Raw genomic sequence first — 25961 nt, 5'->3', positions numbered from 1 at the left:
ATGAATAATAATAAAGAAATAAAAAACGAAAATACATTAGGGTCTGAGTCAGCACAGAACAGTGTTACCCCTTCGGGGGCTAGGGAGCTTGGTATAGAATTAAGAAGCGAAGAAGTCCAGGAAATCCTGACCAAAGTCCCGCATTGGATGATCCGTTGGGGCAATGTGCTGTTCTTGGCCTTGATCTTACTGCTCTTATTCGTGTCTTGGTTTGTAAAATACCCCGATGTGATTGCTGCGGAAGCCTTGATTACCACATCGATTCCGCCACAAAAGGAGTATGCAAAAACTTCAGGGAAATTGGAAGCAATTTTGGTTGTAGATAATGAGAGGGTAGAATCCGGTAAAGCTTTGGCCATTATTGAGAATACCGCCAACTATGAAGATGTTTATAGATTAAAAACACTCATCGATACGATTAGAATCAACAGGACGAACTTTGAGTTTCCCATCGATAGCCTCCCCATTCTTTTTCTGGGCGACATAGATGCCCAATACGCTCTATTTGAGAACAGCTATATCCAATATTCCCTGAACAAGCAGTTGCAACCGTTTTCCAATGAAAGCCTGGCGAACCGATTTTCGATTTCAGAATTAAACCGTCGCCTGCAAAGTTTAAAATCTCAAAAGGAAATCAACGCGACCGAATTGGAGTTTGAAAGACGCAATTTAGACCGTAATCAATCGCTGTTCGATAAAGGCGTCATCTCGGCGCAGGAATTTGAAAACAAGCAATTGACTTTTGCCCAAGCCGAACGCAATTATAAGAATTTCGAATCGTCCATCTCCCAAATCCGTGAAGGCATAAGCAATGCCCGTAAAACAGGTAAGGGTACCGAAATTGAACGGGTCAAGGAAGAAATGTTACTGCTAAAAAATGTGATTCAAACATTCAATCAATTAAAACGTGCCATTCGTGATTGGGAGCAATTGTACGTGTTGCAATCCAATATAGTAGGCAAAGTATCCTTCCTCAACTATTACAACGTCAACCAAACCGTCAATCAAGGGGATTTGGTGTTTACGATTATCCCTTCGGAAAACTCCTCCTACATTGCCAAACTCAAAACGCCTGCACAAAATTCGGGCAAGATCAAAGTAGGCCAAACGGTTAATATCAGTATCGATAATTATCCCGATACCGAGTTTGGGACGCTCAAGGGAACGGTTCAGCATATTTCGGCCTTACCCAATAAAGATGGATTTTATCTTATTGATGTTCTACTTCCCGAAACATTGATGACTTCTTACAACAAAAAAATAGAATTTAAGCAAGAGATGATCGGTTCCGCAGAAATCATTACTGAAGATTTACGATTGATTGAGCGGTTCTTTTATCAATTTAGGGAGATTTTGAAACGTTAGTTGTTGATGAGTTACCTACCCTCAATGTTGAATCCAGTGCTTATTCAATCGACCTATTTCAGCAAATAATTTTCAGTATTGTAGCTATTTAGCGATACTCAAACACGCTAACATAACTAAAATCCAATGTGCCCAAAAGCATGAAAATTAGATGTTCAGCTACAAATTTTCTGCCAATTGCGTTTTTATTTTATTGAATGAGAAACTTGCCTGATTCTTCTTAGTAAAAGCCTTCTAAAAAACGTGCCATTAATTAAGTGACGCGCTTTGAAATTTAGAGGCTTAAAAGAATTCAGTGGGCTGATATAGAAAACGCAATATGGTATACTCAATAGTTTTTCCCCATAAGTTTTGCTGATCATCTCCTCTTTCCGTCAAAAATTTAATTTTTTACGCACACAAAGTTGGTTGATTTTTTGAATATTAAAGTTCACTAATTAAAAGAATCACATGAAACTTAGACTTATTTACAGCATTCTAGCCATAGTAATGATATCCTGTGGCCCCAAAGTAAACACTGCAAAATTGGTGGATAAAGACTTAAGCAACTACAACAGCTTTGCGTATTTACCTAACAGTAATTTTGACGATTTGAAAAAATTTGAAACCGACCCTACTGTGGGTACAGCCATTATTGAGAGCGTCAATCGAAACATGAAACAGAAAGGCTACGAGCTGGATCGTAATAATCCAGATTTACTAGTGCTTTTAAGTACAATGACCGATAAAGAGCGAACAGTAGATCAAGAACCGGTTTATGCCACCTATCCAAATAATTATGGGAGGTCTTATGGCGTGAGCCCCTACTATCAAAATCAATATTATTATAACTACTCTAGCTACAGCCGTATTATTGGCTATGAGAGGGATATTGATCGCTACAAAGAAGGGACATTACTAATTAGATTGGTAGATAGCGATAGTAAAGAAGTCGTTTGGAGAGGGAGTGCTTCAGATGCAATATTTAAGCAAAATGAAACCACGGCAATTGCCAAATTTGTAGATGACATGTTCGATGACTTTCCGAAAAAATAAATAAAATCCAAAACCAATTATGAACGAACAAAACACAACTTGAGCACTGAAAAGCTTTAGAACGCTTACCATGGCAATAGCATTACCGTTTTTTAGTGCTTTGGTATTCAGCAAAATGCGAACAACCAAGTATTTAGTGGCATTAAGGCGACCATGAGCGACCAAACGATCGAGTTGGTTTTAATCTAATCGGGTGTATCGAAACAAATGTGTTGTGCACCCGATTTTCTTGTTTTGGGCTTCATTCTAAAGTCTAAAGTTTTCTGTTGTTTTGGATATTTAAAACGTCAACAGGAGATTTGCTCTTCATTAGAGAGCGATTCCAAATTATTAGCAGTAAAATCATCACTTCTTCACAACATAATTATTCGCGTTCAATGTGAAATCCCAGAACGACTCAAAACCCACATCATTTCTTGACCTGCAATTTTCTCATTACTAATTGGGCCTGAAACTTATTGCCAAGCACAACCAAAAAAACAACAGTTTGCCAACTAGTTGTAATGCAGTCCCTACCTGCCAGCAGGCAGATTGATTCCTGGTTCTAACAGTCCCAATGGCAATCGAGAAGGTCTTTGTTCTTTATGGGCCCTTAATGATTCTTTACAACAAAACCCTTACATTTGTAATAGAGCAAATTCTTCAGAATTATAATCCGCAATTCATTATGAGCAAACAGAGCAGACGCCGTGAGGCCTTAGTATATCACGCCAAACCAACACCCGGAAAAATCCAAGTGGTGCCAACCAAAAAATATGCCACCCAAAGGGACTTGTCCTTGGCCTATTCGCCAGGTGTGGCAGAACCATGTCTTGAAATCGAAAAAGACAAGAATAACGTTTATAAATATACTGCCAAAGGGAATTTGGTAGCGGTAATTTCCAATGGCACCGCAGTTTTAGGTTTGGGTAACATTGGTCCCGAAGCGTCTAAACCTGTGATGGAAGGCAAAGGGTTGCTGTTTAAGATTTTTGCCGATATAGATGTGTTCGATATTGAAGTGGGTACTGAAAACGTTGAGGAATTCATCCAAACCGTCAAAATGATCGCGCCAACCTTTGGAGGCATCAATCTTGAGGATATCAAAGCACCGGAAGCTTTTGAAATCGAGCGCCGCCTCAAGGAAGAACTGGATATTCCGGTAATGCATGATGACCAACATGGTACTGCAATCATTTCCGCAGCAGCCCTTTTGAATGCCTTGGAACTTGCCGATAAAAAGATTGAAGAGGTTCAAATTGTAATTAGTGGCGCAGGGGCAGCAGCGATTTCCTGTTCACGATTGTACCAAGCTTGCGGCGCGACTCGCAAAAATATGGTCATGCTCGACAGTAAGGGCGTAATTAGGGACGATAGGGATAATCTTACCGCTGAAAAAGCAGAATTTGCCACCCACAGAAAAATAGACACGCTGGACGAAGCCATGAAAAATGCCGATGTGTTTATAGGGCTTTCCATGGCAGATATCGTGAATCCAGACATGTTGCTTTCCATGGCCGATGACCCAATTGTGTTCGCTATGGCGAATCCCAATCCTGAAATTCCTTACGAGCTTGCCGTCGCAACTAGGAAAGATATCATCATGGCGACGGGACGCAGTGACACTCCAAATCAGGTCAATAATGTATTGGGATTTCCATTTATTTTTAGGGGCGCGCTTGACGTTAGAGCTACTAAAATCAATGAGGAAATGAAGATGGCCGCGGTGTTTGCACTTGCCAATTTAGCTAAGGAGGCTGTGCCAGAACAAGTGAATATTGCCTACGGTGAGACTCGTTTGACCTTCGGAAGGGATTACATTATTCCAAAACCTTTCGATCCTAGATTGATTGTTGAGGTGCCGCCTGCAGTGGCTAAAGCAGCTATGGAAAGTGGCGTTGCCAAAGAACCTATTGAGGATTGGGAAAAATATAGAAATGAACTCATGGAGCGCTTGGGATCAGACAATAAGATGATTCGTCTCTTGATCAACCGAGCCAAAATGAATCCGAAACGCGTGGTCTTTGCGGAAGCTGACCATTTGGACGTGCTGAAGGCGGCTCAAATAGCCCATGATGAAGGCATTGCCATTCCTGTTTTACTGGGCCGTAAGGATGTGATTCTAAAATTGATGGAGGAAATTGAATTTGAGGCTGATTTGGAGATCATCGATCCAAAATCTGACGAGGAAGAGGAACGCAAAAAAAAATATGCCAAAGTGTATTGGCATCAACGCAAACGAAAGGGAGTCACCCTTTATTCCGCAGAAAAATTAATGCGAGAACGCAATTATTTCGCTGCCACTATGGTGAATGAGGGCGATGCCGATGCTTTGATTTCTGGCTATGCACGTAGTTATCCCTCTGTAGTGAAACCCATGTTGGAGTTGATTGGCTTGGCGCCGGGAGCGACTCGAGTGGCCACCACCAACGTGATGATGACTCAAAGAGGCCCTATGTTTTTAAGTGATACTTCTATAAATATAAACCCTTCGGCTTCAGATTTGACCAAGATTGCACAAATGACCGCCAGTGTGGTAAAAATGTTTGGGATGGAGCCTGTGATGGCCATGATTTCCTTTTCCAACTTTGGGTCTTCAAAAAGCCAAACCGCCGATAAGGTGCGCGAAGCTGTGGCGTATTTGCACAAAAGACATCCAGATTTAGTGGTTGATGGAGAGTTGCAAACCGATTTTGCCTTGAATAAGGATATGCTTCAGGCCACGTTTCCGTTTTCTAGGTTGGCAGGTAAAAAGGTCAATACGCTTATTTTCCCCAATTTGGAATCGGCAAACATTACCTATAAATTGTTGAAGGAACTCAACAAGGCCGATAGCATTGGGCCCATAATGATGGGCATGCGCAAACCTGTGCACATTCTTCAATTGGGAGCAAGTGTTGATGAAATTGTGAACATGACTGCCATTGCAGTGATCGATGCGCAGCAGAAAGAACAATTGGAGCAAAAAAAGCTAGAGACTTCCGCAGAATAAGCAACTTTGTAATGTAAATAATTTTATTACATTTGGGTTTCCAAATTTAGCCACCAAATGATCAACCACATACAAGGAAAATTGGTAGAAAAGAACCCCACCGATGTAGTTATAGACTGCAATGGTGTGGGTTACTTGCTTAATATTTCACTACACACCTTCTCACAGATTCCAGATCGGGAACAGCTTAAATTGTTTACGTATTTATTGGTACGCGAAGATTCACATACGCTTTATGGGTTTTCTTCCCTTGTAGAACGTGAGATCTTTAAATTGTTGATTTCGGTAAGCGGCATTGGCGCCAATACAGCCAGAATGATGTTGTCTTCCCTGTCTCCACAACAAGTAAAAGAAGGGATTGCTCTTGGCGATGTGGCTTTGATTCAATCTGTAAAAGGCATTGGTGCTAAAACCGCAGCTCGGGTTATTTTGGATCTCAAGGATAAAGTACTCAAAGTTTATGATATTGATGAAGTTTCTGTTAATAAAAACAATACAAGCAAAGATGAAGCGTTATCTGCTTTAGAGGTGTTGGGATTTGCTAAAAAACAAGCCGAGCGTGTTATAGATAAAATCGTTACGCAGCAGCCAGAAGCTAGTGTAGAGACCCTTATTAAAGAAGCTTTAAAAAACCTATAACGATTTGATTTTAACTTACAATACGCTGTCAAGGCCCCTACGCCAGTTGCTCGTTCTTTCTTTTGTGGTGTTTTGGAATGGTTTTGGTTTTGCCCAAGACAATCCAGCAGATCAAGACTCCACCAAAACAGGGTTCTCTTTTGGCAGGTTGCAAATGCCAAATCCACAAAGTATTATCTCAAAATACACTTATGATCCAGAGTTGGATCGCTATATCTATACGGAAACGGTAGGTAAATTCAATATCAATTATCCCATCATTTTAACACCGGCCGAGTATCAAAAACTGGTGCTTGAAGAGCAACAACGCAATTACTACCAACAAAAAATTGATGCCAAGGACGGCAAAAAGGAGGGCACGGAAGAACAGCAAAAAAATCTTTTGCCAGAATTCTATGTGAACTCCGGGCTTTTTGAAACTATTTTTGGAGGCAATACCATTGAGGTTATTCCGCAGGGAACTGTAGAAATGGATTTGGGTATTTTGTTCACAAGACAAGACAATCCAACATTCTCTCCTAGAAACCGAAGCAACTTTACGTTCGATTTTGACCAACGTATCAGCTTGAGTCTTTTGGGTAAAGTGGGGACGCGTTTGCAAGTCACAGCCAATTACGATACCGAGTCTACTTTTGATTTTCAGAACTTGGTCAAATTGGAATACACACCAACTGAAGACGATATCGTAAGGAAGATCGAGGTTGGTAATGTGAGCATGCCACTCAATAGCTCTTTGATCACCGGTGCCCAAAGTCTGTTTGGTGTCAGGACCGAGCTGCAATTTGGCAAAACCAGAGTAACGGCTGTTTTTTCTGAGCAACAATCCCAATCCCAATCGGTAACTGCCCAAGGAGGTGGCACCTTGGATGAATTTGATTTTTTTGCACTGGATTATGATGAAAACAGACACTACTTTTTAGCGCATTATTTTCGAGATACTTATGATCGCTCGCTTTTGCGTTATCCGTACATTGAAAATAACATCCAAATCACAAGGATTGAAGTTTGGGTAACCAATCGAAGCAACGAAACCGAAAACGTTCGTAATCTCGTGGCTTTTCAGGATTTGGGAGAATCTGGGTTGGATCCTAATAACCCCGATAATGACAATATTGGTTTGGTCAATCCGCCTACAAACTTCGTAAACGTACCAATAGGTTCGTACCCAGATAATAAAAACAACACATTTGATCCTACCAATATTGGCAATGCAGGCTCCTTATTGTCATCTGCAGTGCGTGATGTTTCAACCGTTGAACAAGGTATTTTGGTGCCAGCGAATGAAGGTTTTGATTTTGGAAAACTGGAAAACGCCAAAAAATTGGAGCAAAATAGAGATTATGTGCTCAACCAACAATTGGGTTATATTTCCTTGAACCAACGCTTGTTGAATGATGAGATTGTAGCCGTCGCTTTTCAATACACCGTTGGTGGCGTCGTGTATCAAGTGGGTGAGTTTGCCAATGATGGCGTTAATGCCACTTCCACTGGAAACGATACCGATAATGATGGTATTCCCAACGATATCGATGCCGATGTGGATGGGGATGGTATTGTGGATAACGGCCCAGACTCCGATGGTGATGGCATAAATGATGTAGGCGATTCTGATGTGAATGGCGATGGTACTATAGATAATGGTCCAGATCAAAATGGCGATGGCATCAATGATAATTATGTGACCATTCAAGTAGGCTCCACGCAGAGTTTGGTGGTTAAAATGCTAAAGAGCCCTATTACAGATGTGAATCAACCCATTTGGGACTTGATGATGAAAAATATCTATGATACGGGTGCCTACCAATTACAGCGTGAAGACTTTAAACTCAATATCTTTTATACGGAAACCTCACCACTCAATTACATCACTCCAGTGGAAGGTACGACATTCCCGATTTTTGAGAACAACTCTCCCTTTGATCCAAATGATGATGTCGAGATCCAAGACACGCCCTTGATCAGGCTCTTTCATTTAGACCGACTCAACTTCAACAACGACCCGCAGTTGGGAGGTGATGGTTTTTTCGATTTTGTGCCAGGACTTACCGTTTTGACCCAGAACGGAAAAATCATCTTTACCAAAGTAGAACCATTTGGTCGTTACCTCTTTGATGTCTTGGATGACGATGGTAGCCAAATGGATAATGGATCTGATTATCAATACAACGGTGATACGGCTAACAGTCCCTATAACTTGAACCAGCAAAAATATGTTTATGACGTTCTTTATAAACAAACCAAAACCGCGGCGTTAGACCAGGCTGAAAAAAACAAGTTCCAAATCAAAGGGCGTTATAAATCTTCTGGCAGCGATGGTATTCCTTTGGGAGCGTTTAATGTGCCTCGAGGTTCGGTTGTGGTTACCGCAGGCGGAAGAACCTTGGTAGAAGGTGTCGATTATACCGTGAACTATCAAATAGGTCGTGTCAACATCCTCGATGAAGCCCTAAAGGCGTCTAACACACCAATTAATGTTTCCGTAGAAAACAATGCCGTCTTCGGGCAGCAAACCAGACGATTTACTGGGATTAATATAGAGCACCAGATCAATGAAAATTTTGTATTGGGAGCCACGCTGTTAAATTTGAATGAACGCCCAATCACTCAAAAAGCGAATTATAATACCGAGCCCATCAACAACACCATATACGGCTTTAACGGCAATTATTCTTCTGAGGTGCCTTTCTTAACCAGATTGGTCAACAAATTGCCAAACATAGATACCGATGTGCCATCCAACCTCTCCTTACGAGGTGAATTTGCCTATTTGTTGCCAGGTGCTCCAAAGGGTACCGATTTTAATAATGAAGCAACCGCTTATGTCGATGATTTTGAAGGCACTCAAGGTGAAATCAGTTTGCTTTCCCCGCAGTCCTGGTTTTTGTCCAGTCGACCAAGAGGCTTAGGGAGGTCATATCCCGGTCTTGGCGAAGAGGATAATGTGGGGCTGCAAAACGGTTTTGACCGTGCCTTATTGAACTGGTACACGATTGACCCAATATTTTATAGCAACCAGAGGCCTAACGAAATCAATGATGATGATGTGTCTAACCTATATACCAGACGTATATTTATAGACGAGATCTTTCCTCAACTGGATATTGTCCAAGGACAGACTACGGTGATCAACTCATTGGATTTAACCTATTATCCTACCGAAAGAGGACCTTATAATTTTGATCCTTCCGCAGCAGTTGCCGATTTAGATCCAGCCGATAGTTGGGCAGGAATCACAAGAGCAATTACCTCTACCGATTTTGAACAAGCCAATGTGGAGTACATTGAATTCTGGTTGATGGATCCCTTTTTAGATGACACTACGCAGCCAACCGGCGGAAAACTTTTTGTGAACCTAGGTAACATTTCTGAAGATGTCATTAAGGACGGTAAAAAACAATACGAAAATGGCTTACCGGCAAATGGGGATATTTCAGGCCTTAACCCAACCTCATTTGGAGGGGTGGTGCCTTTAAACCAATCCTTGATCTATACGTTTGACACCACAGGTCAAGAGCGCGTAAACCAAGATGTTGGTTATGACGGTTATGCAGATGCTGACGAGATTGCGCAATTTGGCCCTGAATTTGGTCCAGATCCATCTAATGATAATTACTTGTATTACTTAAATACCGATGGTGATATTTTTGATCGGTATCGTTTTTACAATGGGTTGGAGGGTAACTCGCCAGACACGTTTACCAATACCAATAGAGGCTCAACCGCGCAGCCCGATGTGGAAGACATCAATCGCGACAATACCATGAACACCATTGATAGTTATTATCAATATGAGATAGACATTACGCCTACTTCCTTAAACGTCAATAACCCTCAAATCAATGACATTAAGAGTCGCCAGATTACTTTGCAAAATGGCCAAACCGCCGATGTGACCTATTACCAATTTAGAATTCCTATTTCTGAACCTACCCTAGCTGTTGGTGGCATTTCTGACATTAGATCGATACGATTTGCAAGAATGTACATGACCAATTTCACTCAAAAAACCACCTTGCGTTTTGCGACACTTGATTTAGTGAGAAGTGATTGGAGACGTTACCGCTTGGCTCTTGATGATGATCCAAATAATGATACCGATAACACCGCTTTGAATGTGGGAGTTGTTGGTTTACAAGACAATGAAGGTAATTATGTGTTGCCGCCAGGGGTGGTGTTGGAACGGTTGAATAACAATAACAATATTCAAAGACAAAATGAACAATCGCTTCAAATAGAGGTTTGTGAGTTGGAGCCAAGGGATTCTCGTGGCGTGTTCAAGAACATCAATATAGACATGCGGCAATACAACAAACTGCGTATGTTCATCCATGCTGAAGATGGAGAAACCGGAAGCCTCAGCGATGGCGACTTGGTTGCTTTTATTAGAATGGGAAACGATTTCACGCAAAACTATTATCAAATAGAAGTGCCACTTCGTGTGTCTTCAGGATTTGTTTCTTCAGAGTCTGTTTGGCCCGAGGAAAATGAAATCAACTTGGATTTGAGTGTTTTGGAAAAAATAAAATCCCTGGGCATCTCTAATGGTTCACTTGCCGACCCCATACCAACCTTCTACGATGTGATTGGCGATGCTTTGGTTGAGGTGGGTGAGTTTGATCAACATACCTTTGGTCAACAGCGTGTGACTGTTAAGGGTAATCCTAACTTTGGTGATGTGCGAGTTTTGATGCTTGGTCTTAAGAATCCGGGAGGTAACGGGATGAATGCCTGTGGCGAAATCTGGTTCAATGAGCTGCGCCTGTCCGATTTAGAGAATGAGGGCGGTTGGGCAGCAGTTGCTGCAATGGATACCAATATTGCCGATTTTGCGACCTTAAGCGCTACCGGTAGAAAGAGCACTATAGGTTTTGGCTCGGTAGAGCAGCGACCTAATGAGCGCAGTAGGGAAGATGTTGAGCAATATGACCTGGTCACAAATATCAATGTTGGCCAATTATTGCCAAAAAAATGGGGCATTCAAATACCATTCAACTTTGGGGTGGGCGAGGAAATGATCACTCCAGAATATGACCAGTTCTATAGGGATCTTACCTTGGATTCACGTTTGGATGCTGCGGATTCTGAAGCAGAACGTGAGACCATTAGAACACGGTCTGAAGATTATACCAAGCGAAAAAGCATCAATTTTATTGGCGTAAGAAAGCAGCGTACAGGAGATGCCATACCACGATTTTATGATGTGGAGAACTTTACTATAAACTACTCCTACAATAGGGTGGAGCATCGCGATTTTGAAATTGAACGTTCCTTGGATCAAAATTTAAGGGCAGGTGCCAACTACAACTATAGCTTTGCACCTTTGAGTATAGAACCGTTCAAAAAGAACGATTCACTGTTTACGGGCAAATATTGGAAAATCTTGAAGGATTTCAACTTCAATCCTATTCCCACAAATTTCACAGTAAATAGTGATATCATTAGACAGTTTAGCAGCCAGAAATTTCGTGAAGTAGATTTAACCGGTAACAATATTGGTTTGGCCGAACTCTTCCGGAGAAATTATGATTTTAACTCCCAGTACACCATAAATTACAATTTAACGAAAGCCTTGAATTTAAATTTCAATGCTTCCAACTCCAATATTGTTAGAAATTATTTTGTGAATGATGTGCTCAATGGGAGACAAGATCCCAATTTGACCGTTTGGGATGGCTTCTTTGACTTTGGGGACCCGAACATCCAAAGTCAGCAATTGCAAGTCAATTATGAAATCCCACTTTATAAAATCCCAACCTTGAGTTTTTTGAGAGCCACATACTCCTATACCGGCGATTTTCAATGGCAAAAAGGATCTGATCTATTTAATAGTTTAAGGGTGCCAGATGATCTTAATGATCCAAATAGCGAGTTTTCAACTTACAATCTTGGTAATGCCATCCAAAACGCAAACACCCATAACATCAACTCCACTTTAAATATGGAGACGCTTTATAAACATATTGGGCTGGTCAAGAAAAGGAAAACACCTACTAGAGCAACTCGAAGAAGCGCAGCCCCAAAATCATTGGATGACACTGCAGCATCTGCGAGGACAGCTCAAAACCCAGACCCAGAAGCGCAAAACACAGAAAGTGCCGGTCAAAAAGCGCTAAACAGTGCTGTGGGCTTATTGACCATGGTTAAGCGTATTCAAATCAATTACTCTGAAAACAACGGTACCTTTTTGCCAGGTTATTTGAATACACCAGGATTTATTGGCACACTTAAGCCAACATTTGGGTATACCTTTGGGAGCCAAGCAGATATTAGGGATCGTGTAGCTAGAAATGGATGGTTGACCGTTTATCCAGACTTTAACCAACAATACGCTGAAACCTCCAACCGCATTTTGGATATTGCTGCCGATATTGAAGTCATCGAGGATTTGAAGATCGATTTATTTGGAAATAGAACCTATGCCCACAACATTACTGAAAACTTTGTAGGATTAGATACAGATGACGATGGATTGAGTGATGCTTATGAAAATTTGATTACCAATGCCTTCGGAAACTTCAGCATTTCCACAGCATTGATTAAAACTGCTTTTGGCAAAAGCGACGAAAACGAGTCTACAGCCTTTGACGATTTTAGAGGTAATCGTTTGGTAGTGGCCCAGCGTTTGGCTAGAACTTTTTATGGCAATGGTAACATCCCAGTAGATACCGAAGGGTATCCTTTAGGTTTTGGAAAAACCAGTCAAGCCGTATTGTTGCCTTCATTTTTATCTGCTTATCAAGGCAGTAGCCCAGACAAAGTTAGCCTTTCAGCATTTAGGGATATTCCTATCCCTAACTGGCAGTTAAAATATACCGGTTTCATGAAAATAAAGTGGTTTAAAGACAAGTTCAAACGTTTTTCCTTGACGCATGGCTATCGTTCTAGCTATACCATAAACCAATTTAGAACCAATTTGGATTATACCGCTGGAGATCCGGCATTGGGTTATGATAGCCCACTAAATGAAGCAGCTTTAGATCAATCGGGTGATTTTAAGAACCGTATTATTTTTAGTAATATCAATCTTGAAGAACAGTTTAACCCTTTGTTTAGATTGGATTTTGAGATGAATAACTCAGTCAAGGTGCTTGCGGAAATGAGAAAAGACAGAATTATTTCCTTAAGTTTTGATAATAATTTAATGACAGAAATACGCGGAAACGAATACATTCTCGGTTTAGGCTATCGCGTCAAAGATCTTCGCATACGTTCTAAATTGGCCGGGCCTAAACAAATCATTAAAAGCGATCTTAATATGAAGGCAGATATTTCAGTTAGAAATAATAAGACCATCATACGCTATTTGGATGTAGAGAACAATCAAATCACACAAGGCCAAACCATTTGGGGGATTAAGTATTCTGCCGATTATGCCTTCACACAAAACCTTACCGCGATCTTCTACTTTGATTACACTTTTTCAGAATATGAAATCTCAACAGCGTTTCCTCAAACCACAATTAGATCTGGGTTTACCTTGCGATATAATTTTGGCAACTAAATCTTGAAAATTAATCGTAATTATACACTAAAACCTATATTTTTGTCAAAGACCAATTAAATGAACGAAAAATGAATATACCAGCGAACCTAAAATACACAAAAGACCACGAATGGATAAAAATAGATGGTGATATTGCCACCATTGGTATTACCGATTTTGCTCAGGGCGAATTAGGCGATATCGTTTATGTAGAAGTGGAAACCTTGGATGAAACATTAGAAGTTGAGGAAATCTTTGGCACTGTGGAAGCAGTGAAGACTGTTTCTGACTTGTTTTTGCCACTTTCTGGCGAAATCATTGAGTTCAACGAAAATCTTGGAGATGAACCTGAAAAAGTAAATAGTGATCCCTACGGTGCTGGATGGATGATTAAGCTCAGGTTTTCTGATGCTTCACAAATAGATCAGTTACTATCAGCAGATGCTTACAAAGATCTTATTAGCGCTTAAAAAATGGGCTTTGCCGCTTCTTGTGCTTTATGCGTTTGCACTTACCGCCGGGAGTTTGGTCAATACTGGTGGCATGCCAGATCTGGGATCTTCCTTTGATGACAAGATCTATCATGCTGTAGCCTATAGTATTTTTACCATACTGATTTATAATGTGCTCAAGTTGAAAAACTTTGAGTCGAGAATCTTTATCGCAGTGGTTGCGGTGTTGGTCTATGGCATTATTATTGAGGTATTACAATACCTTTTAACAACTTACAGAACATTGGATGGTTACGATATTTTAGCCAATTCCATTGGAGCAATATTAGGCATGCTGCTGTTGTGGATGCGAAAGGAAGTGAAGTTAAAAAAGAATGCTTAGCTTGTTTATTTAATAAAAAATTAGTTAATTTAGCATTCGTTAAATCGTTTACAAACATGGAATCTAAAAAAAGTACAAAGGCAGACGTTGGCAGAAACAGTTCACTTTATTTCGCTGTTGGGTTGACACTCATGATGGGCTTGACCTATTTGACGATCAACTACAAAACCTTTGAGAAGGAAGTGATCGATATTGGCCTAGTGGATCTTGGTGATCTTGATGAAGAAGAAATCCCAATCACTCAACAACAGATAATACCACCGCCACCGCCGCCGCCGCCGCCAGTTGTGCCAGAGGAGATCGAAATCGTAGAGGATGAAAAGGAAATTGAGGAAACGGTTATTGAATCTACCGAATCTACACAAGAAGAAGAGATTGTAGAGGTTGAGGAAGTGGAAGTCGCAGAAATCGAAGAGGATATAGAGGTGCCGTTCTCGGTCATTGAAAACGTTCCCGTATTTCCAGGTTGTGAAAACGAGAAGGATAACAATGCTAAAAGGCAGTGCATGTCTGATAAAATTGCCAGTTTCGTAAATAAGAAATTTAATACAGAGTTGGCAAGTGACCTTGGACTTTCAGGCCGTTTACGTATCAACGTGATCTTTAAGATTGATAAAACTGGAAACATAATAGGTATTCGCGCAAGAGCGCCACATCCAGGATTGGAAAAAGAAGCACAACGCGTTATTGGTTTATTGCCTAAAATGAAACCGGGTAAGCAAAGGGGTAAAGCAGTGACTGTTCCTTACTCATTGCCAATTTTATTTCAAGTGCAAGACTAGTGTAACTTATACATATCCTAATAAATTCAAAATCCCATCTATTAATTTAGATGGGATTTTTACTTTGGTATGCTTCTTGAGATTTTATCATAATATTAACAATCTAAAATAAGATATTATGAGAAATCCCAAAGAAACGCACAACATTGCTGACCAGAGCAATGATAAAGTGCGAAAATCACAAAAGCATGATGCGAATTTACAAAAAAACTCCGCGCTGTATTTTCAAGTCGGTCTTATTTTATGCCTGCTTGCCACTTATGGCTTGTTTGAGCTCAAATTTGAGAAGTCAACATATAACCCAGATTATGTGCTGAGTGCATTGCCTAATGATACCATGGTTGACGCTGTTAATATCATACCTGAGGAGTCCATTGCCACTAAGAAGAAGGACATTATTAGCGAGCCAATCGTCGAAGACCCTAATTTGAAAATCGTGGATAATGCTACACCAATTATAGATGAGAATGAGTTCCTGTATGAGTCACAGCCAAATTCAGATCCCGTAGATCCAAACAGTTTGGGTAAAATTGAAAAGCCTAACGACATAAATTCTGATGAATTATTTGATATGCACGATGTGGAAATCGTGCCCATATATCCTGGCTGTGAAAAAATGATGACTAATGAGACTAGGGTAAAATGCATGAGTGAAAAACTCACACGCTTAATCCAAAATAAGTTTGATACGGGATTGGCTTTAGAATTAGGTCTCACGGGTACTCAGCGCATCAACGTCCAGTTTAAAATTGACAAACAAGGCCGTATTACCGATGTGCTTACCAGGGCGCCACACCCAGAGTTGGAAAAGGAAGCAAAGCGACTTACCGCCAAAATCCCAACCATGGAGCCTGGTTTGCAGAGACACAAACCTGTTTCGGTGCTTTATAATCTACCAATAGTCTTTAGGGTACAAAACTAAGTTTCGTCATAGCTTAATGGCTGGTAAACTATTGTTTTTTAACTGTCATTTTAAATGCATTTAAACCTTTTGATAGATAAAATCAAATCGGCAAAATGGCTTTTAAAATGGCAGTTTTTGGCTTTTAATAGGCTGCAGCTTTTCGCGACATGTTTTGAAAAAAACAGTATCTTTCGACCAAAATAAAGTTGCGCTTGCTTCATGAGATATTTGCTTATACTGTGTGTTATTCTATCTTATAATGTGCTATCGGCACAAAATACTTCAGATTTTGAAAAAGCTCCAATTTACCCGGGATGTGAATCTCAATCCATAGAGAACCTAAAACTCTGTTTAAATAATAAGATCAATCAATTTATTTTTGAAAATTTCAAGCTGCCGCAAGAGGTGGGTGCCGATGGGTATCAAGGCGAAGTAAGTGTGCTATTTGAGGTAGACGCCAAGGGTAAAATCAAGTTAATTTATACCGATGCCGTTTATGAAACATTAAAAGAAGAGACCAAACGTGTTTTTGAGAGTCTTCCAAAGCTGGTTCCTGGCACCTATAATGGTAACCCAACCTTTTTTCAATATGGCTTGGATATAAAAATCCCACTGGTAGATCCTTCAGAAATAAGACCAGATAGCCTCAAAAAACTTGAGACAGAAAAGACGTCCATTACAGATGCCACACTTAATGAAGACCTGAGCCAAGAGTATGAGGATCTCAAAGCCAGCATCAAACCCTACGAAGGCCTTGAGTATGATAGCCAATTGAATATTCCTTTTACACATAATTATTATGCCCGCTTTGATCAGGAAATGAATGGTTTGGGCACTAACAGCCATACCGCATCCAAACCCTATATTTATAAAGATGTCGCGAAGTATTACGATTTTGAGGCCGAAAAAAAGACCATGAAAAAAGCCACAGATAGCTGGTGGGGAAAAAAACTTTGGAACGAGCATCTGGTCCAAGTTCAAGGCGAGAATTATTGGTTTACCGTAGATCCTATTTTGGATTTGCAGGTTGGGAAGGATACTGAGGCAGAATTTGGTAGCACCTTCAACAACACCAGAGGTATTTGGGTACAGGCAGGATTGGGCAAAAAATTTAATTTTTCAACTTCTATTTACGAGAGCCAGGGTCGATTTGCAGATTATTTCAACCAATATATCGAAAGTCTCAAGGCATCCAATGGAGAGCCTGTGGTTCCCGGGCGAGGTGTTTCAAAACGCTTCAAGGAGGATGCTTATGATTATCCCGTGGCAGAAGCCTATATCACTTATTCGCCAGTTGATTTTTTAAACATCCAATTTGGCCATGGAAAAAACTTTATAGGTGATGGGTATCGCTCATTATTGCAGAGTGATGCCACGAGTCCTTATCCTTTTGTGAAGATCAACACCAGCTTTTGGAAAATAAAATACACTAACACCTGGATGTCACTGCGTGATGTGCGGCCAGAAGTGAAAGAAGATGGAGCGTTTTTGACAAAATACATGGCGAACCATTACTTGAGTTGGAATGTGTCCAAACGCTTGAATGTTGGACTGTTTGAATCTGTTCTATGGACCGATTCAAACAACAGAGGTGTTGATCTAAATTATTTAAACCCTGTGATTTTTTATAGAGCCATCGAGTTTCAAACGGGGCAGGATGCTGGTAACGCCCTTTTAGGCGCTTCGGCAAAATACAAATGGAACAATAAAATCAATCTTTATGGCCAGTTCATCCTGGATGAATTTTCTCTGAATGATATCACAGGCGGTAAGAAGAGTTGGAAAAATAAGTACGGCTATCAATTGGGCGTCAAATATTTTGATGCCTTTAAGGTGGATAATCTTTTGCTTCAAATGGAATACAATCGCGTGAGACCTTACACCTACTCACATAATTCCATCGTACTCAATTATGCGCACAACAACCAGCCCATGGCGCATCTTTGGGGTGCCAATTTTAGTGAAGCCATCCTTATTGGCCGCTACAATTATGAACGGTGGTATGGCGATGCGAAAGTGATCTTCGGAAAAAGAGGTTTTGACTTCAACACAGCTACAGATGATTTCAATTACGGCGGAAACGTTTACAGTGACGAACGCGATAGAAACGCCAATTCTGGCATTGAGGTGGCACAGGGCAATCAAGTAAATGTGTTTCAAGCCGATCTTCAAGCGGGTTATATTATAAATCCAACAACCAATTTACGCCTGTTTACCAACATTACCATTCGCAGTTTTAAACCTGACGCCGTGACCGAAACACTTGCAAAAAGCAGTACCACCTGGTTTAATATTGGGCTTCGTACCGATGTGTTTAACTGGTACAACGATTTTTGAGAGCCTTATGTATGATTCGGTGGGAGTTATACTTTAAGTATTATCGTTCTAATCTGCTTTGTTTCTGAAGCGGCTTCCAACACGATTTTATACGTTTCAATTTCCGAAGAAATCCAAATCAAAAGTGCTGATTTGATACTGATAAATTTGGGGTTTTTTGCTAAAATTTCTTACGAATTAAAAGGCCATTTGGATATGTTGAATAAAACACAATTTGCATTGCTCAAAAGCATTTTTCAGACTATCTTTGCAAACGCAATAAATTAACTGGAATTGAGTACTGTAAATCTATCTGTTTCCATGAGTTCTTTGATTTCCGATTTTAAGGAAATTACTAAGATTAGGTTGTCTGTGAGCGTTGTTTTCTCAGCGATTGCGGGCTATATGCTGGGGGCTGTTGAAGTAGATGCTCTTAGTTTGGTTCTCTTGGCTTTTGGGGGTTATTTTATGGTTGGGGCCTCTAACGCCTTCAACCAAATCATCGAGAAAGACCTTGACGTCTTGATGGATCGCACCAAGAATAGGCCAATTCCTGCAGGTCGCATGTCTGTGTCCACCGCATTTATAATCGCTACCTTTTTTACTATTTTAGGAATCGCCACCTTGTACGTGATCAATGAGCGCACAGCGATGTATGGTGCCATTTCCATTTTTTTATACACCTGTGTGTATACGCCGTTGAAGACCAAGACCCCTTTAGCGGTTTTTGTGGGCGCTATTCCAGGTGCTATTCCGTTTATGTTGGGTTGGGTTGCGGCTCGTGGTCAATTTGGCATAGAATCAGGCACCTTATTTGCCTTGCAGTTTTTTTGGCAGTTTCCACATTTTTGGGCCATTGGCTGGTTTTTGTTTGAGGACTATAAAAAGGGAGGTTTTTATATGTTGCCTACAGGTAAACGCGATAAAGGGACCGCAGTGCAAATCATCATTTACACCATATGGACCATCTTGGTGTCTATTGTGCCCGTTTTTGGTGTCACAGGAGATTTAAAGCTTTCAATTGTATCGGCTATCATAGTCTTTGCATTGGGAGTTTTTATGTTGTATTACGCGCTTCAATTGTTTAAGGAGCGCTCTGCAAAAGCAGCGAAGCAACTCATGCTGGCTAGTGTGGGTTATATTACCTTAGTACAGATTGTGTATGTAATTGATAAATTTATAAGATAGATGGATTTAACCGTAGGAACTTTTGAAGAGAAAAAAGACAGGGCCAAGCGCATGATGCTTTGGTTTGGGATCATTTCATTGGTCATGTCTTTTGCAGGATTAACCAGTGCAGTGCTGGTAAGTAGGCAAAGAGAGGATTGGTTACAGGATTATACCATGCCAAATGCCTTTTTGATAAGCTGTGTGTTGATTGTGATTAGTAGCTTTACTTTTATTATGGCAAAACGTGCCCTAAAAGCAAACAATAGAAGTTTGGCAACAACCATGTTGTTATTGACTTTTGGTTTGGGTATTGGCTTTATATTGAGTCAGCTGCAAGGGTTCAATGAGTTTATTGTACAAGGGTATAATTTTACCGGCCCCACCAGTAATGTGACCATTAGCTTTATTTACGTGATCGCAGCAGTTCACATCTTGCACGTCATGGCAGGACTCCTTTCAATAATGGTTGTAATTTATAATCATTTTAAACAAAAATATACCGCAACAGATATGTTGGGGGTGGATCTCTCTGCAACCTTTTGGCATTTCGTAGATATACTGTGGTTATTTCTGTTTTTGTTTTTGTACTATTTGGCTTAAATGTCAGTTCAATTTCAATCTGGCATTATAATTAACGAAGCTAATGAGGGCTTATGTTTTTAAAATTTGAATAATCATTTTTCTTTAGATAAATAATTTGATTATTTTTGTGCAACTTTTAACACTTAAACGCTATATATGGATAGTACAGTAGTAAATACTGGGGCAGAAGGCCAAACTTGGGATGGTGGTAACGATCCGCTAAAATCAAGTTATGGCAAAATGATGATGTGGTTTTTTATCGTGTCTGATGCCTTGACGTTTTCTGGATTTTTGGCAGCTTACGGATTTTCAAGATATAAGTTCTCAGGCTCCTGGCCAATCGCAGATGAGGTGTTTACCCACGTACCGTTTTTTCACGGTAACTATCCTATGATCTATGTGGCCTTTATGACCTTCATTTTGATCATGTCTTCTGTTACAATGGTATTGGCAGTGGATGCGGGTCACCACATGAATAAAACCAAGGTCACTTGGTATATGTTCTTAACCATCATTGGTGGTATGATCTTCGTTGGTAGCCAAGCTTGGGAATGGAAAACATTCATAAAGGGAGATTACGGCGCCGTGCAAACACAAGGAGGTAATTTACTCCAGTTTGGGCAATACGTTACCAAAGATGGTGAGCAAACCTTTAAAAGAGTCTCGGTTCACGATTTCGCAATCGTTGGCAATAGTGAGCGCGTACAACAGCAAAGTAATGATGGTGTATGGTTCCTCAGTGAAGGAACGATTCCTTCATTATCAATGGATGAAGTTATAAATGGTATAAAAGCCAATGAAAACATCTTGGTAAGAACAGAGATCCTCGATGAAAATGGGGCTAAGACCATCTTATCTAGAGACGAATCCTTAAAACAACTTCAGGCCAATGGTAGAACTGTTGTTGAGGGTGCAAATCTCCACGTCAATGAATATGGCTCTCCCTTGTTTGCAGATTTCTTTTTCTTTATAACAGGCTTTCACGGGTTTCACGTTTTTTCAGGAGTCGTGATCAATATCATTATTTTCTTCAACGTGATCTTAGGCACCTATGAGCGTAGAGGAAATTATGAAATGGTTGAGAAAGTTGGATTGTACTGGCACTTTGTAGATTTGGTTTGGGTATTTGTATTCACGTTTTTCTACCTCGTTTAATAATTAGACACTCAAATATAATGGCACACGCACATAAATTAGCAATATTTCAAGGTCGACTTAAATTTAAGTCCAACACCCAAAAAATTTGGGGTGTTTTAATACTTTTAACCATAATCACGGCAATTGAAGTGGTGTTGGGTATTTATAAGCCAGATGTGCTCGAAGGGAGTTTTATAGGCATGAAAGTGTTGAACTGGATTTTTATCGTGCTTACCTTGGTCAAAGCATATTATATTACATGGGATTTTATGCACATGAGAGATGAAACATCAGCCTTGAGGCGAATGGTTGTTTGGACGGCTTTGTTTTTGGTATGCTATCTCGTTTTTATTCTGCTTCAAGAGGGCGGTTATGTGGAAAGCGTTTTTAAAAGAGGATACTTGAAAACCGATTTTTAAGACTTAGTTCCTTTAACCTGTTATTTTTAACATAAAGTATCACAAAAGACGGTTTTTTTAAACCGTCTTTTTTTATTTTTGCACAACTTAATACTGAAGCAATAGAGATGGGGAAAATGCCAAAAAAAACAGTCGCCGTACTAATTATTTTATTCTTCTTGCCAGTGGTGTTTTTACTGTTTTTGTATCCTGCGAAGCATAATTACGATCCGTTGCAAATTGTGGACAATGAAGTGGCAGAACTGCAATTTTTTAATACTGGCACACAAGACCAAGTAAAGCTGGAGGATCAGATCACCATATTGGGATTCTTCGGAAACAATCCTTTAAATTATGCGACAGCTGCTTCCAATTTGAAAGAGTTGGTGTACGATAAATTCAAGGGCTTTAAGGGATTTCAAATTGTAATTCTACTTCCAAATGGGACTGAAGCTCAAGCAAAGGCCTTGCATGATGAAATCAACAATTATGAAGACATGCGCTTTTGGTATTATACCTACGGAACACCCAATGATATCCAAGCGGTTTTTAATAGCTTGGACAATAAATTGGATCTTGATAGTGATTTGTCTTCGCCCGAAGTGTTTATCATTGACAAAGACTTGGCGCAACGCGGAAGGTTAGACGATAGAACTGAGCGCGAAATGGAGAAGAATGCACCTATTGTCCCACTTTACTCTTACGATTGTATTGAAGTGGCAGAAATCAAGAACAAGATGAATGATGATATTCGAATACTGTTTACAGAATACCGCCAGAAACGAAAAGGAGATTTTGATTCTTCCACAAGAAGAGGGAATAATATCAAAGCAAAAGACTAACAAAGCTTTAAAATTCAAAGTATCGATTTTCACGTGGGTATTAAGATAAAAATATGAGCTCCAAAAAAACAAATTACTCGTACATTGGTATTGCATTTGTTCTATTGGTTTTTGGGATAATTTTCATCCCAAAAATTGTCGATAGGATAAAGAACGGTGACATCAGTAGGGATGAAAGCCGAAGCAGTGCCATAAGCGTCAATGCGAAGGATGAACTTTCAGACCTCATGTTTCTTGAAATCAATGGCAGTCCAAAAAAGGTGCCTCCTTTTGAATTTGTCAACCAAGATGGGGATACCATTACCAACAAAGATTATGAAGGCATGGTTTATTTGGTGGAATTCTTTTTTACTACCTGCCCGAGTATTTGTCCGAAAATGAACCGTAATTTGGTGCAGATTCAAAACACCTTTACGGGTTTTGAAAATTTTGGGATAGCCGCATTTACCATCAACCCAGAGTATGATACTCCTGAAGTATTGAAAGCGTATGCAAAAAATTATGGCATTACCAACCCCAATTGGAACTTAATGACTGGTAACAAAGAAGAAATCTACGCCTTGGCAAACATAGGGTTCAATATTTATGCTGCTGAAAATCCTGAGGTGGAAGGTGGCTTTGAACACTCCGGGAGCTTTGCACTTATTGATAAAAACGGATTTATGCGTTCGCGACAAGACGACTTCGGAAATCCAAAAATTTTCTACAAAGGCATCATCAGCGAAGAAGAACAACAAGATGAAGATGGTGAGACAGAAGAAATAAGCATGTTGAAGGAAGACATTGCCAAATTATTGAAAGAATAATGAGCAAAGTTGAAACCCCTTCCGCAGAAAAAAAATACAATAAATGGATCGTGTTACTTTCTGTAGCGATTCCAATTGTGGTGGCCGTGTTGTTTACGGTAAAGATTCCCAATGTGGAGCCTTTGTCGTTTTTACCTCCAATTTACGCCAGTATCAATGGTCTTACTGCTTTAGTTTTGATAGCTGCATTTGTGGCCGTAAAAAACCGAAAGCTAAAACTCCATGAAAATTTGATGAAGTTCGCAATTGGCTTATCTGTAGCTTTTTTGGCTATGTATGTGGCCTATCACATGACCAGTGAATCCACAAAGTTTGGGGGCGAAGGTCTGTTGCGCTATGTGTATTTCTTCATTCTTATTACACACATTCTACTTTCTATTGTCGTCATTCCTTTCGTATTGATAACTTACGTGAGAGCGATTACCAAGAATTTTGAACGTCACAAAAAAATTGCCCGTATCACGTTTCCGCTGTGGTTGTATGTGGCCGTAACCGGTGTTGTGGTGTATGTGATGATCTCACCCTATTATGTTTGATTTATAAGCACTTGAATTCAGCTTTTTATTGATTTTTGTTTTGGCTACGGTCACTTTCAATCGCTTCTCAGTTGTTTTTAACGCATGTCAAATGCGCTAAAATTTAAATGGTTAGGATCTCATAAGCGCAAAATTTAAGCTTTTATTTGTCGCTCCAATTTTTAAGTAGGAGTGCTGCGATTAAAGCCTTCTCAAGGTTTTATCTTCTGTAATGCATGCCTCTAAAGAAATGGCTAGGAGCCCTACCTATCAGCGAGGCAGATTGACAAAGATGCCCTACAGGATGGCATGAAACACTGGGCAATCTCAAGCTTAAATGGCTTGTAAACCACTAACATAAAAACCACTTTTCAAATGGCTAAAAAATTAAGTACTGCGCAAGGCATGGGTGCCACAGTTTCTGATAAGACCATAACCTTTAGGGTTTGGGCACCAAATGCCAAACAGGTGTTTGTAACAGGTTCTTTTAATGACTGGGATTATAAAGCCTTAAAACTTAAACACGAGGCCAATGGTTATTGGGCAATTGCAACCCATAAAGCCAGGGTAGGGGACGAGTACAAGTTTGTAATCATCAATGCAGAAAGTGGTAATGAGTTGCTGCGGAATGACCCTTACGCCTATCAAATGACCAATAGCAACGGGAACTCCGTGATTGAGGATTTTCATTTTGATTGGGAGGACGAGGGTTTTGAAATAGAAGATTGGAACAAGCTCATCATCTATGAACTTCACGTAGGCACCTTCCACCGAAGCGCGAAAGATAAAGTGGGAACCTTTGGTAATGTGATAAAAAAGTTACCCTATCTCAAGAAATTGGGTATCAACGTCATTGAATTGTTGCCAGTAGCCGAATTTGCAGGGGGTATTTCTTGGGGATACAATCCTGCGGCACCTTTTTCCGTCGAAAATGATTATGGGGGCTCTGAAGGTTTGGCAAACTTAGTGAACGAAGCCCACAAAGCCGGGATTGCGGTCATCCTTGACGTGGTTTATAACCATTTGGGACCATCTGATGTTGACCTGTGGCAATTTGATGGCTGGTCCAATAATGATAAGGGTGGCATTTATTTCTACAATGACCACCGCTCAAAAACACCTTGGGGCGATACCAGGCCAGATTATGGCAGACCCGAAGTGCGACAATACTTCATCGATAATGCGCTTATGTGGCTGGATAAATTTCATTTGGACGGCCTCCGATTCGACGCTACGGCTTACATACGTTATGAAGAAGGTGGTTTGGGAATGGGTAATGCCATTGATGAGGGCAACCTGATGATTAAGGAAATCAACCGAGAAATTATGGCAAACCATCCAAAAGCAATCACGATTGCAGAAGATTTGAAAGGTGATGAAAATGTGACCAAGCTTTTTGCCGACGGCGGTTTAGGCTATGGTTCACAGTGGGATTCTAAATTTGTGCATCCAGTAAGAGAGGTTTTGGAGCAGCCCAATGATCAAGACCGAGACCTTCAAAAAATTGTCGATGCACTGTGTTACAGTTACAATGAAAGTGCTTTCCAACGGGTGGTTTATACCGAGTCCCATGACGAGGTCGCCAACGGTAAAGCGCGCGTGCCAGAAGAAATACAGCCTGGAGATGCCAACAGTGAATTTGCATTAAAACGTGCCATTTTAGGCATTGTACTGGTAATGACCGCTCCTGGGATTCCAATGATTTTTCAAGGCCAGGAATTTATGGTGGACAAATTTTTCAAGGATGATGAAGGTCTCGATTGGAGACAGGAAAAAGAACATGATACCATAACACAGCTTTTTAGGCAATTGTGTGCGTTGCGTCTGGGCAATTTTAACTCGGAAGGCTTGACAGGGCAGTACATGAGCGTTCTCCATATGAACCAAGACACTAAAGTTTTGGCTTATAGACGATCGCAGCATGAAGATTTCAAGAACGCGACCTTAGTGGTCATGAATTTTAGCAATACAGAGTATACCGATTATGAAATGGGTCTCTCAAATGCCGATAAAAGTGAGTTGCTCTTCAACTCGGTCTCTAAGGAATACAGTCCGCAATTTTCAGAGCTTCCTGTAGAAAATCTAAAGATTGTCAATGAGGCATTTGACGATCAATCCCACAAAGCGATACTCAATATCCCAGCTTATGCGGCTTTGATTTTTTAAATATCACGAATCAGTT

At 40.3% G+C, this 25961-nt stretch carries 18 protein-coding genes; all 18 read left to right on the top strand.

Annotation, left to right across the window (positions count from 1 at the left end):
* The 18 genes from ESY88_RS13495 (at position 1) to ESY88_RS13410 (ending at position 25945) form a co-directional block, all read left to right on the top strand.
* Positions 1-1365 (top strand): HlyD family secretion protein, encoded by a 1365-nt coding sequence (locus ESY88_RS13495; RefSeq protein ID WP_147087301.1) that lies wholly within the window; start codon positions 1-3, stop codon positions 1363-1365.
* 450 nt (positions 1366-1815) lie between these two features.
* A complete protein-coding gene (locus ESY88_RS13490) occupies positions 1816-2400 on the top strand; it encodes a DUF4136 domain-containing protein (RefSeq protein ID WP_147087302.1) in 585 nt (194 codons plus the stop codon).
* Between the two features lie 667 nt (positions 2401-3067).
* Complete coding sequence (locus ESY88_RS13485) at positions 3068-5371, top strand: NADP-dependent malic enzyme (protein WP_147087333.1); 2304 nt, start codon at positions 3068-3070, stop codon at positions 5369-5371.
* A 57-nt stretch (positions 5372-5428) separates the two neighbouring features.
* Entirely contained in the window at positions 5429-6010 is a 582-nt protein-coding gene (gene ruvA / locus ESY88_RS13480) for a Holliday junction branch migration protein RuvA (RefSeq protein WP_147087303.1), read from the top strand.
* Between the two features lie 4 nt (positions 6011-6014).
* Positions 6015-13511: a T9SS outer membrane translocon Sov/SprA gene (gene sov / locus ESY88_RS13475; RefSeq protein WP_394343961.1), complete on the top strand. Its 7497-nt coding sequence runs from the start codon at positions 6015-6017 to the stop codon at positions 13509-13511.
* Between the two features lie 71 nt (positions 13512-13582).
* Positions 13583-13963 (top strand): glycine cleavage system protein GcvH, encoded by a 381-nt coding sequence (gene gcvH, locus ESY88_RS13470; RefSeq protein WP_147087304.1) that lies wholly within the window; start codon positions 13583-13585, stop codon positions 13961-13963.
* Positions 13935-14327, top strand: a complete 393-nt coding sequence (locus ESY88_RS13465; RefSeq protein WP_147087305.1) for a VanZ family protein — start codon at positions 13935-13937, stop codon at positions 14325-14327. Before gcvH ends, ESY88_RS13465 begins: the two co-directional genes overlap by 29 nt.
* A 56-nt stretch (positions 14328-14383) precedes the next feature.
* The gene (locus ESY88_RS13460) at positions 14384-15109 is read left to right on the top strand and encodes an energy transducer TonB (RefSeq protein WP_147087306.1); all 726 of its coding nucleotides are present in this window, start codon (positions 14384-14386) and stop codon (positions 15107-15109) included.
* 118 nt (positions 15110-15227) lie between these two features.
* The gene (locus ESY88_RS13455) at positions 15228-16031 is read left to right on the top strand and encodes an energy transducer TonB (protein WP_147087307.1); all 804 of its coding nucleotides are present in this window, start codon (positions 15228-15230) and stop codon (positions 16029-16031) included.
* Positions 16032-16232: 201 nt separating this feature from the next.
* Entirely contained in the window at positions 16233-18350 is a 2118-nt protein-coding gene (locus ESY88_RS13450) for a gliding motility protein RemB (RefSeq protein WP_147087308.1), read from the top strand.
* A gap of 300 nt (positions 18351-18650) precedes the next feature.
* Positions 18651-19517, top strand: a complete 867-nt coding sequence (gene cyoE / locus ESY88_RS13445; protein ID WP_147087335.1) for a heme o synthase — start codon at positions 18651-18653, stop codon at positions 19515-19517.
* A complete protein-coding gene (locus ESY88_RS13440) occupies positions 19518-20099 on the top strand; it encodes a cytochrome c oxidase subunit 3 (RefSeq protein WP_147087309.1) in 582 nt (193 codons plus the stop codon).
* 138 nt (positions 20100-20237) lie between these two features.
* On the top strand, positions 20238-21236 hold the full coding sequence (locus tag ESY88_RS13435) for a cytochrome c oxidase subunit 3 (RefSeq protein WP_147087310.1): 999 nt from the start codon (positions 20238-20240) through the stop codon (positions 21234-21236).
* A gap of 20 nt (positions 21237-21256) precedes the next feature.
* On the top strand, positions 21257-21637 hold the full coding sequence (locus ESY88_RS13430; protein ID WP_147087311.1) for a cytochrome C oxidase subunit IV family protein: 381 nt from the start codon (positions 21257-21259) through the stop codon (positions 21635-21637).
* Positions 21638-21753: 116 nt separating this feature from the next.
* On the top strand, positions 21754-22458 hold the full coding sequence (locus ESY88_RS13425; protein WP_223270828.1) for a hypothetical protein: 705 nt from the start codon (positions 21754-21756) through the stop codon (positions 22456-22458).
* 53 nt (positions 22459-22511) lie between these two features.
* Complete coding sequence (locus ESY88_RS13420; protein ID WP_147087313.1) at positions 22512-23264, top strand: SCO family protein; 753 nt, start codon at positions 22512-22514, stop codon at positions 23262-23264.
* Entirely contained in the window at positions 23264-23800 is a 537-nt protein-coding gene (locus tag ESY88_RS13415) for a DUF420 domain-containing protein (RefSeq protein WP_147087314.1), read from the top strand. The genes ESY88_RS13420 and ESY88_RS13415 overlap by 1 nt, the downstream gene beginning before the upstream one ends.
* 354 nt (positions 23801-24154) lie before the next feature.
* Positions 24155-25945 carry an alpha-amylase family glycosyl hydrolase gene (locus ESY88_RS13410; RefSeq protein ID WP_147087315.1) on the top strand — a complete coding sequence of 597 codons (1791 nt, stop codon included), beginning with the start codon at positions 24155-24157 and terminating at the stop codon, positions 25943-25945.
* The last annotated feature ends 16 nt before the right edge of the window (positions 25946-25961 follow it).

The organism is Subsaximicrobium wynnwilliamsii, assembly GCF_007997225.1.
GTDB lineage: Bacteria > Bacteroidota > Bacteroidia > Flavobacteriales > Flavobacteriaceae > Psychroserpens > Psychroserpens wynnwilliamsii.
This window is presented reverse-complemented; position numbering and strand designations above follow the sequence as displayed.

Coding starts and splice junctions, on each gene's coding strand:
- ESY88_RS13495 (WP_147087301.1), top strand. CDS start 1: ATGAATAATAATAAAGAAATAAAAAACGAAAATACATTAGGGTCTGAG.
- ESY88_RS13490 (WP_147087302.1), top strand. CDS start 1,816: ATGAAACTTAGACTTATTTACAGCATTCTAGCCATAGTAATGATATCC.
- ESY88_RS13485 (WP_147087333.1), top strand. CDS start 3,068: ATGAGCAAACAGAGCAGACGCCGTGAGGCCTTAGTATATCACGCCAAA.
- ruvA (WP_147087303.1), top strand. CDS start 5,429: ATGATCAACCACATACAAGGAAAATTGGTAGAAAAGAACCCCACCGAT.
- gcvH (WP_147087304.1), top strand. CDS start 13,583: ATGAATATACCAGCGAACCTAAAATACACAAAAGACCACGAATGGATA.
- ESY88_RS13465 (WP_147087305.1), top strand. CDS start 13,935: ATGCTTACAAAGATCTTATTAGCGCTTAAAAAATGGGCTTTGCCGCTT.
- ESY88_RS13460 (WP_147087306.1), top strand. CDS start 14,384: ATGGAATCTAAAAAAAGTACAAAGGCAGACGTTGGCAGAAACAGTTCA.
- ESY88_RS13455 (WP_147087307.1), top strand. CDS start 15,228: ATGAGAAATCCCAAAGAAACGCACAACATTGCTGACCAGAGCAATGAT.
- ESY88_RS13450 (WP_147087308.1), top strand. CDS start 16,233: ATGAGATATTTGCTTATACTGTGTGTTATTCTATCTTATAATGTGCTA.
- cyoE (WP_147087335.1), top strand. CDS start 18,651: ATGAGTTCTTTGATTTCCGATTTTAAGGAAATTACTAAGATTAGGTTG.
- ESY88_RS13440 (WP_147087309.1), top strand. CDS start 19,518: ATGGATTTAACCGTAGGAACTTTTGAAGAGAAAAAAGACAGGGCCAAG.
- ESY88_RS13435 (WP_147087310.1), top strand. CDS start 20,238: ATGGATAGTACAGTAGTAAATACTGGGGCAGAAGGCCAAACTTGGGAT.
- ESY88_RS13430 (WP_147087311.1), top strand. CDS start 21,257: ATGGCACACGCACATAAATTAGCAATATTTCAAGGTCGACTTAAATTT.
- ESY88_RS13425 (WP_223270828.1), top strand. CDS start 21,754: ATGCCAAAAAAAACAGTCGCCGTACTAATTATTTTATTCTTCTTGCCA.
- ESY88_RS13420 (WP_147087313.1), top strand. CDS start 22,512: ATGAGCTCCAAAAAAACAAATTACTCGTACATTGGTATTGCATTTGTT.
- ESY88_RS13415 (WP_147087314.1), top strand. CDS start 23,264: ATGAGCAAAGTTGAAACCCCTTCCGCAGAAAAAAAATACAATAAATGG.
- ESY88_RS13410 (WP_147087315.1), top strand. CDS start 24,155: ATGGCTAAAAAATTAAGTACTGCGCAAGGCATGGGTGCCACAGTTTCT.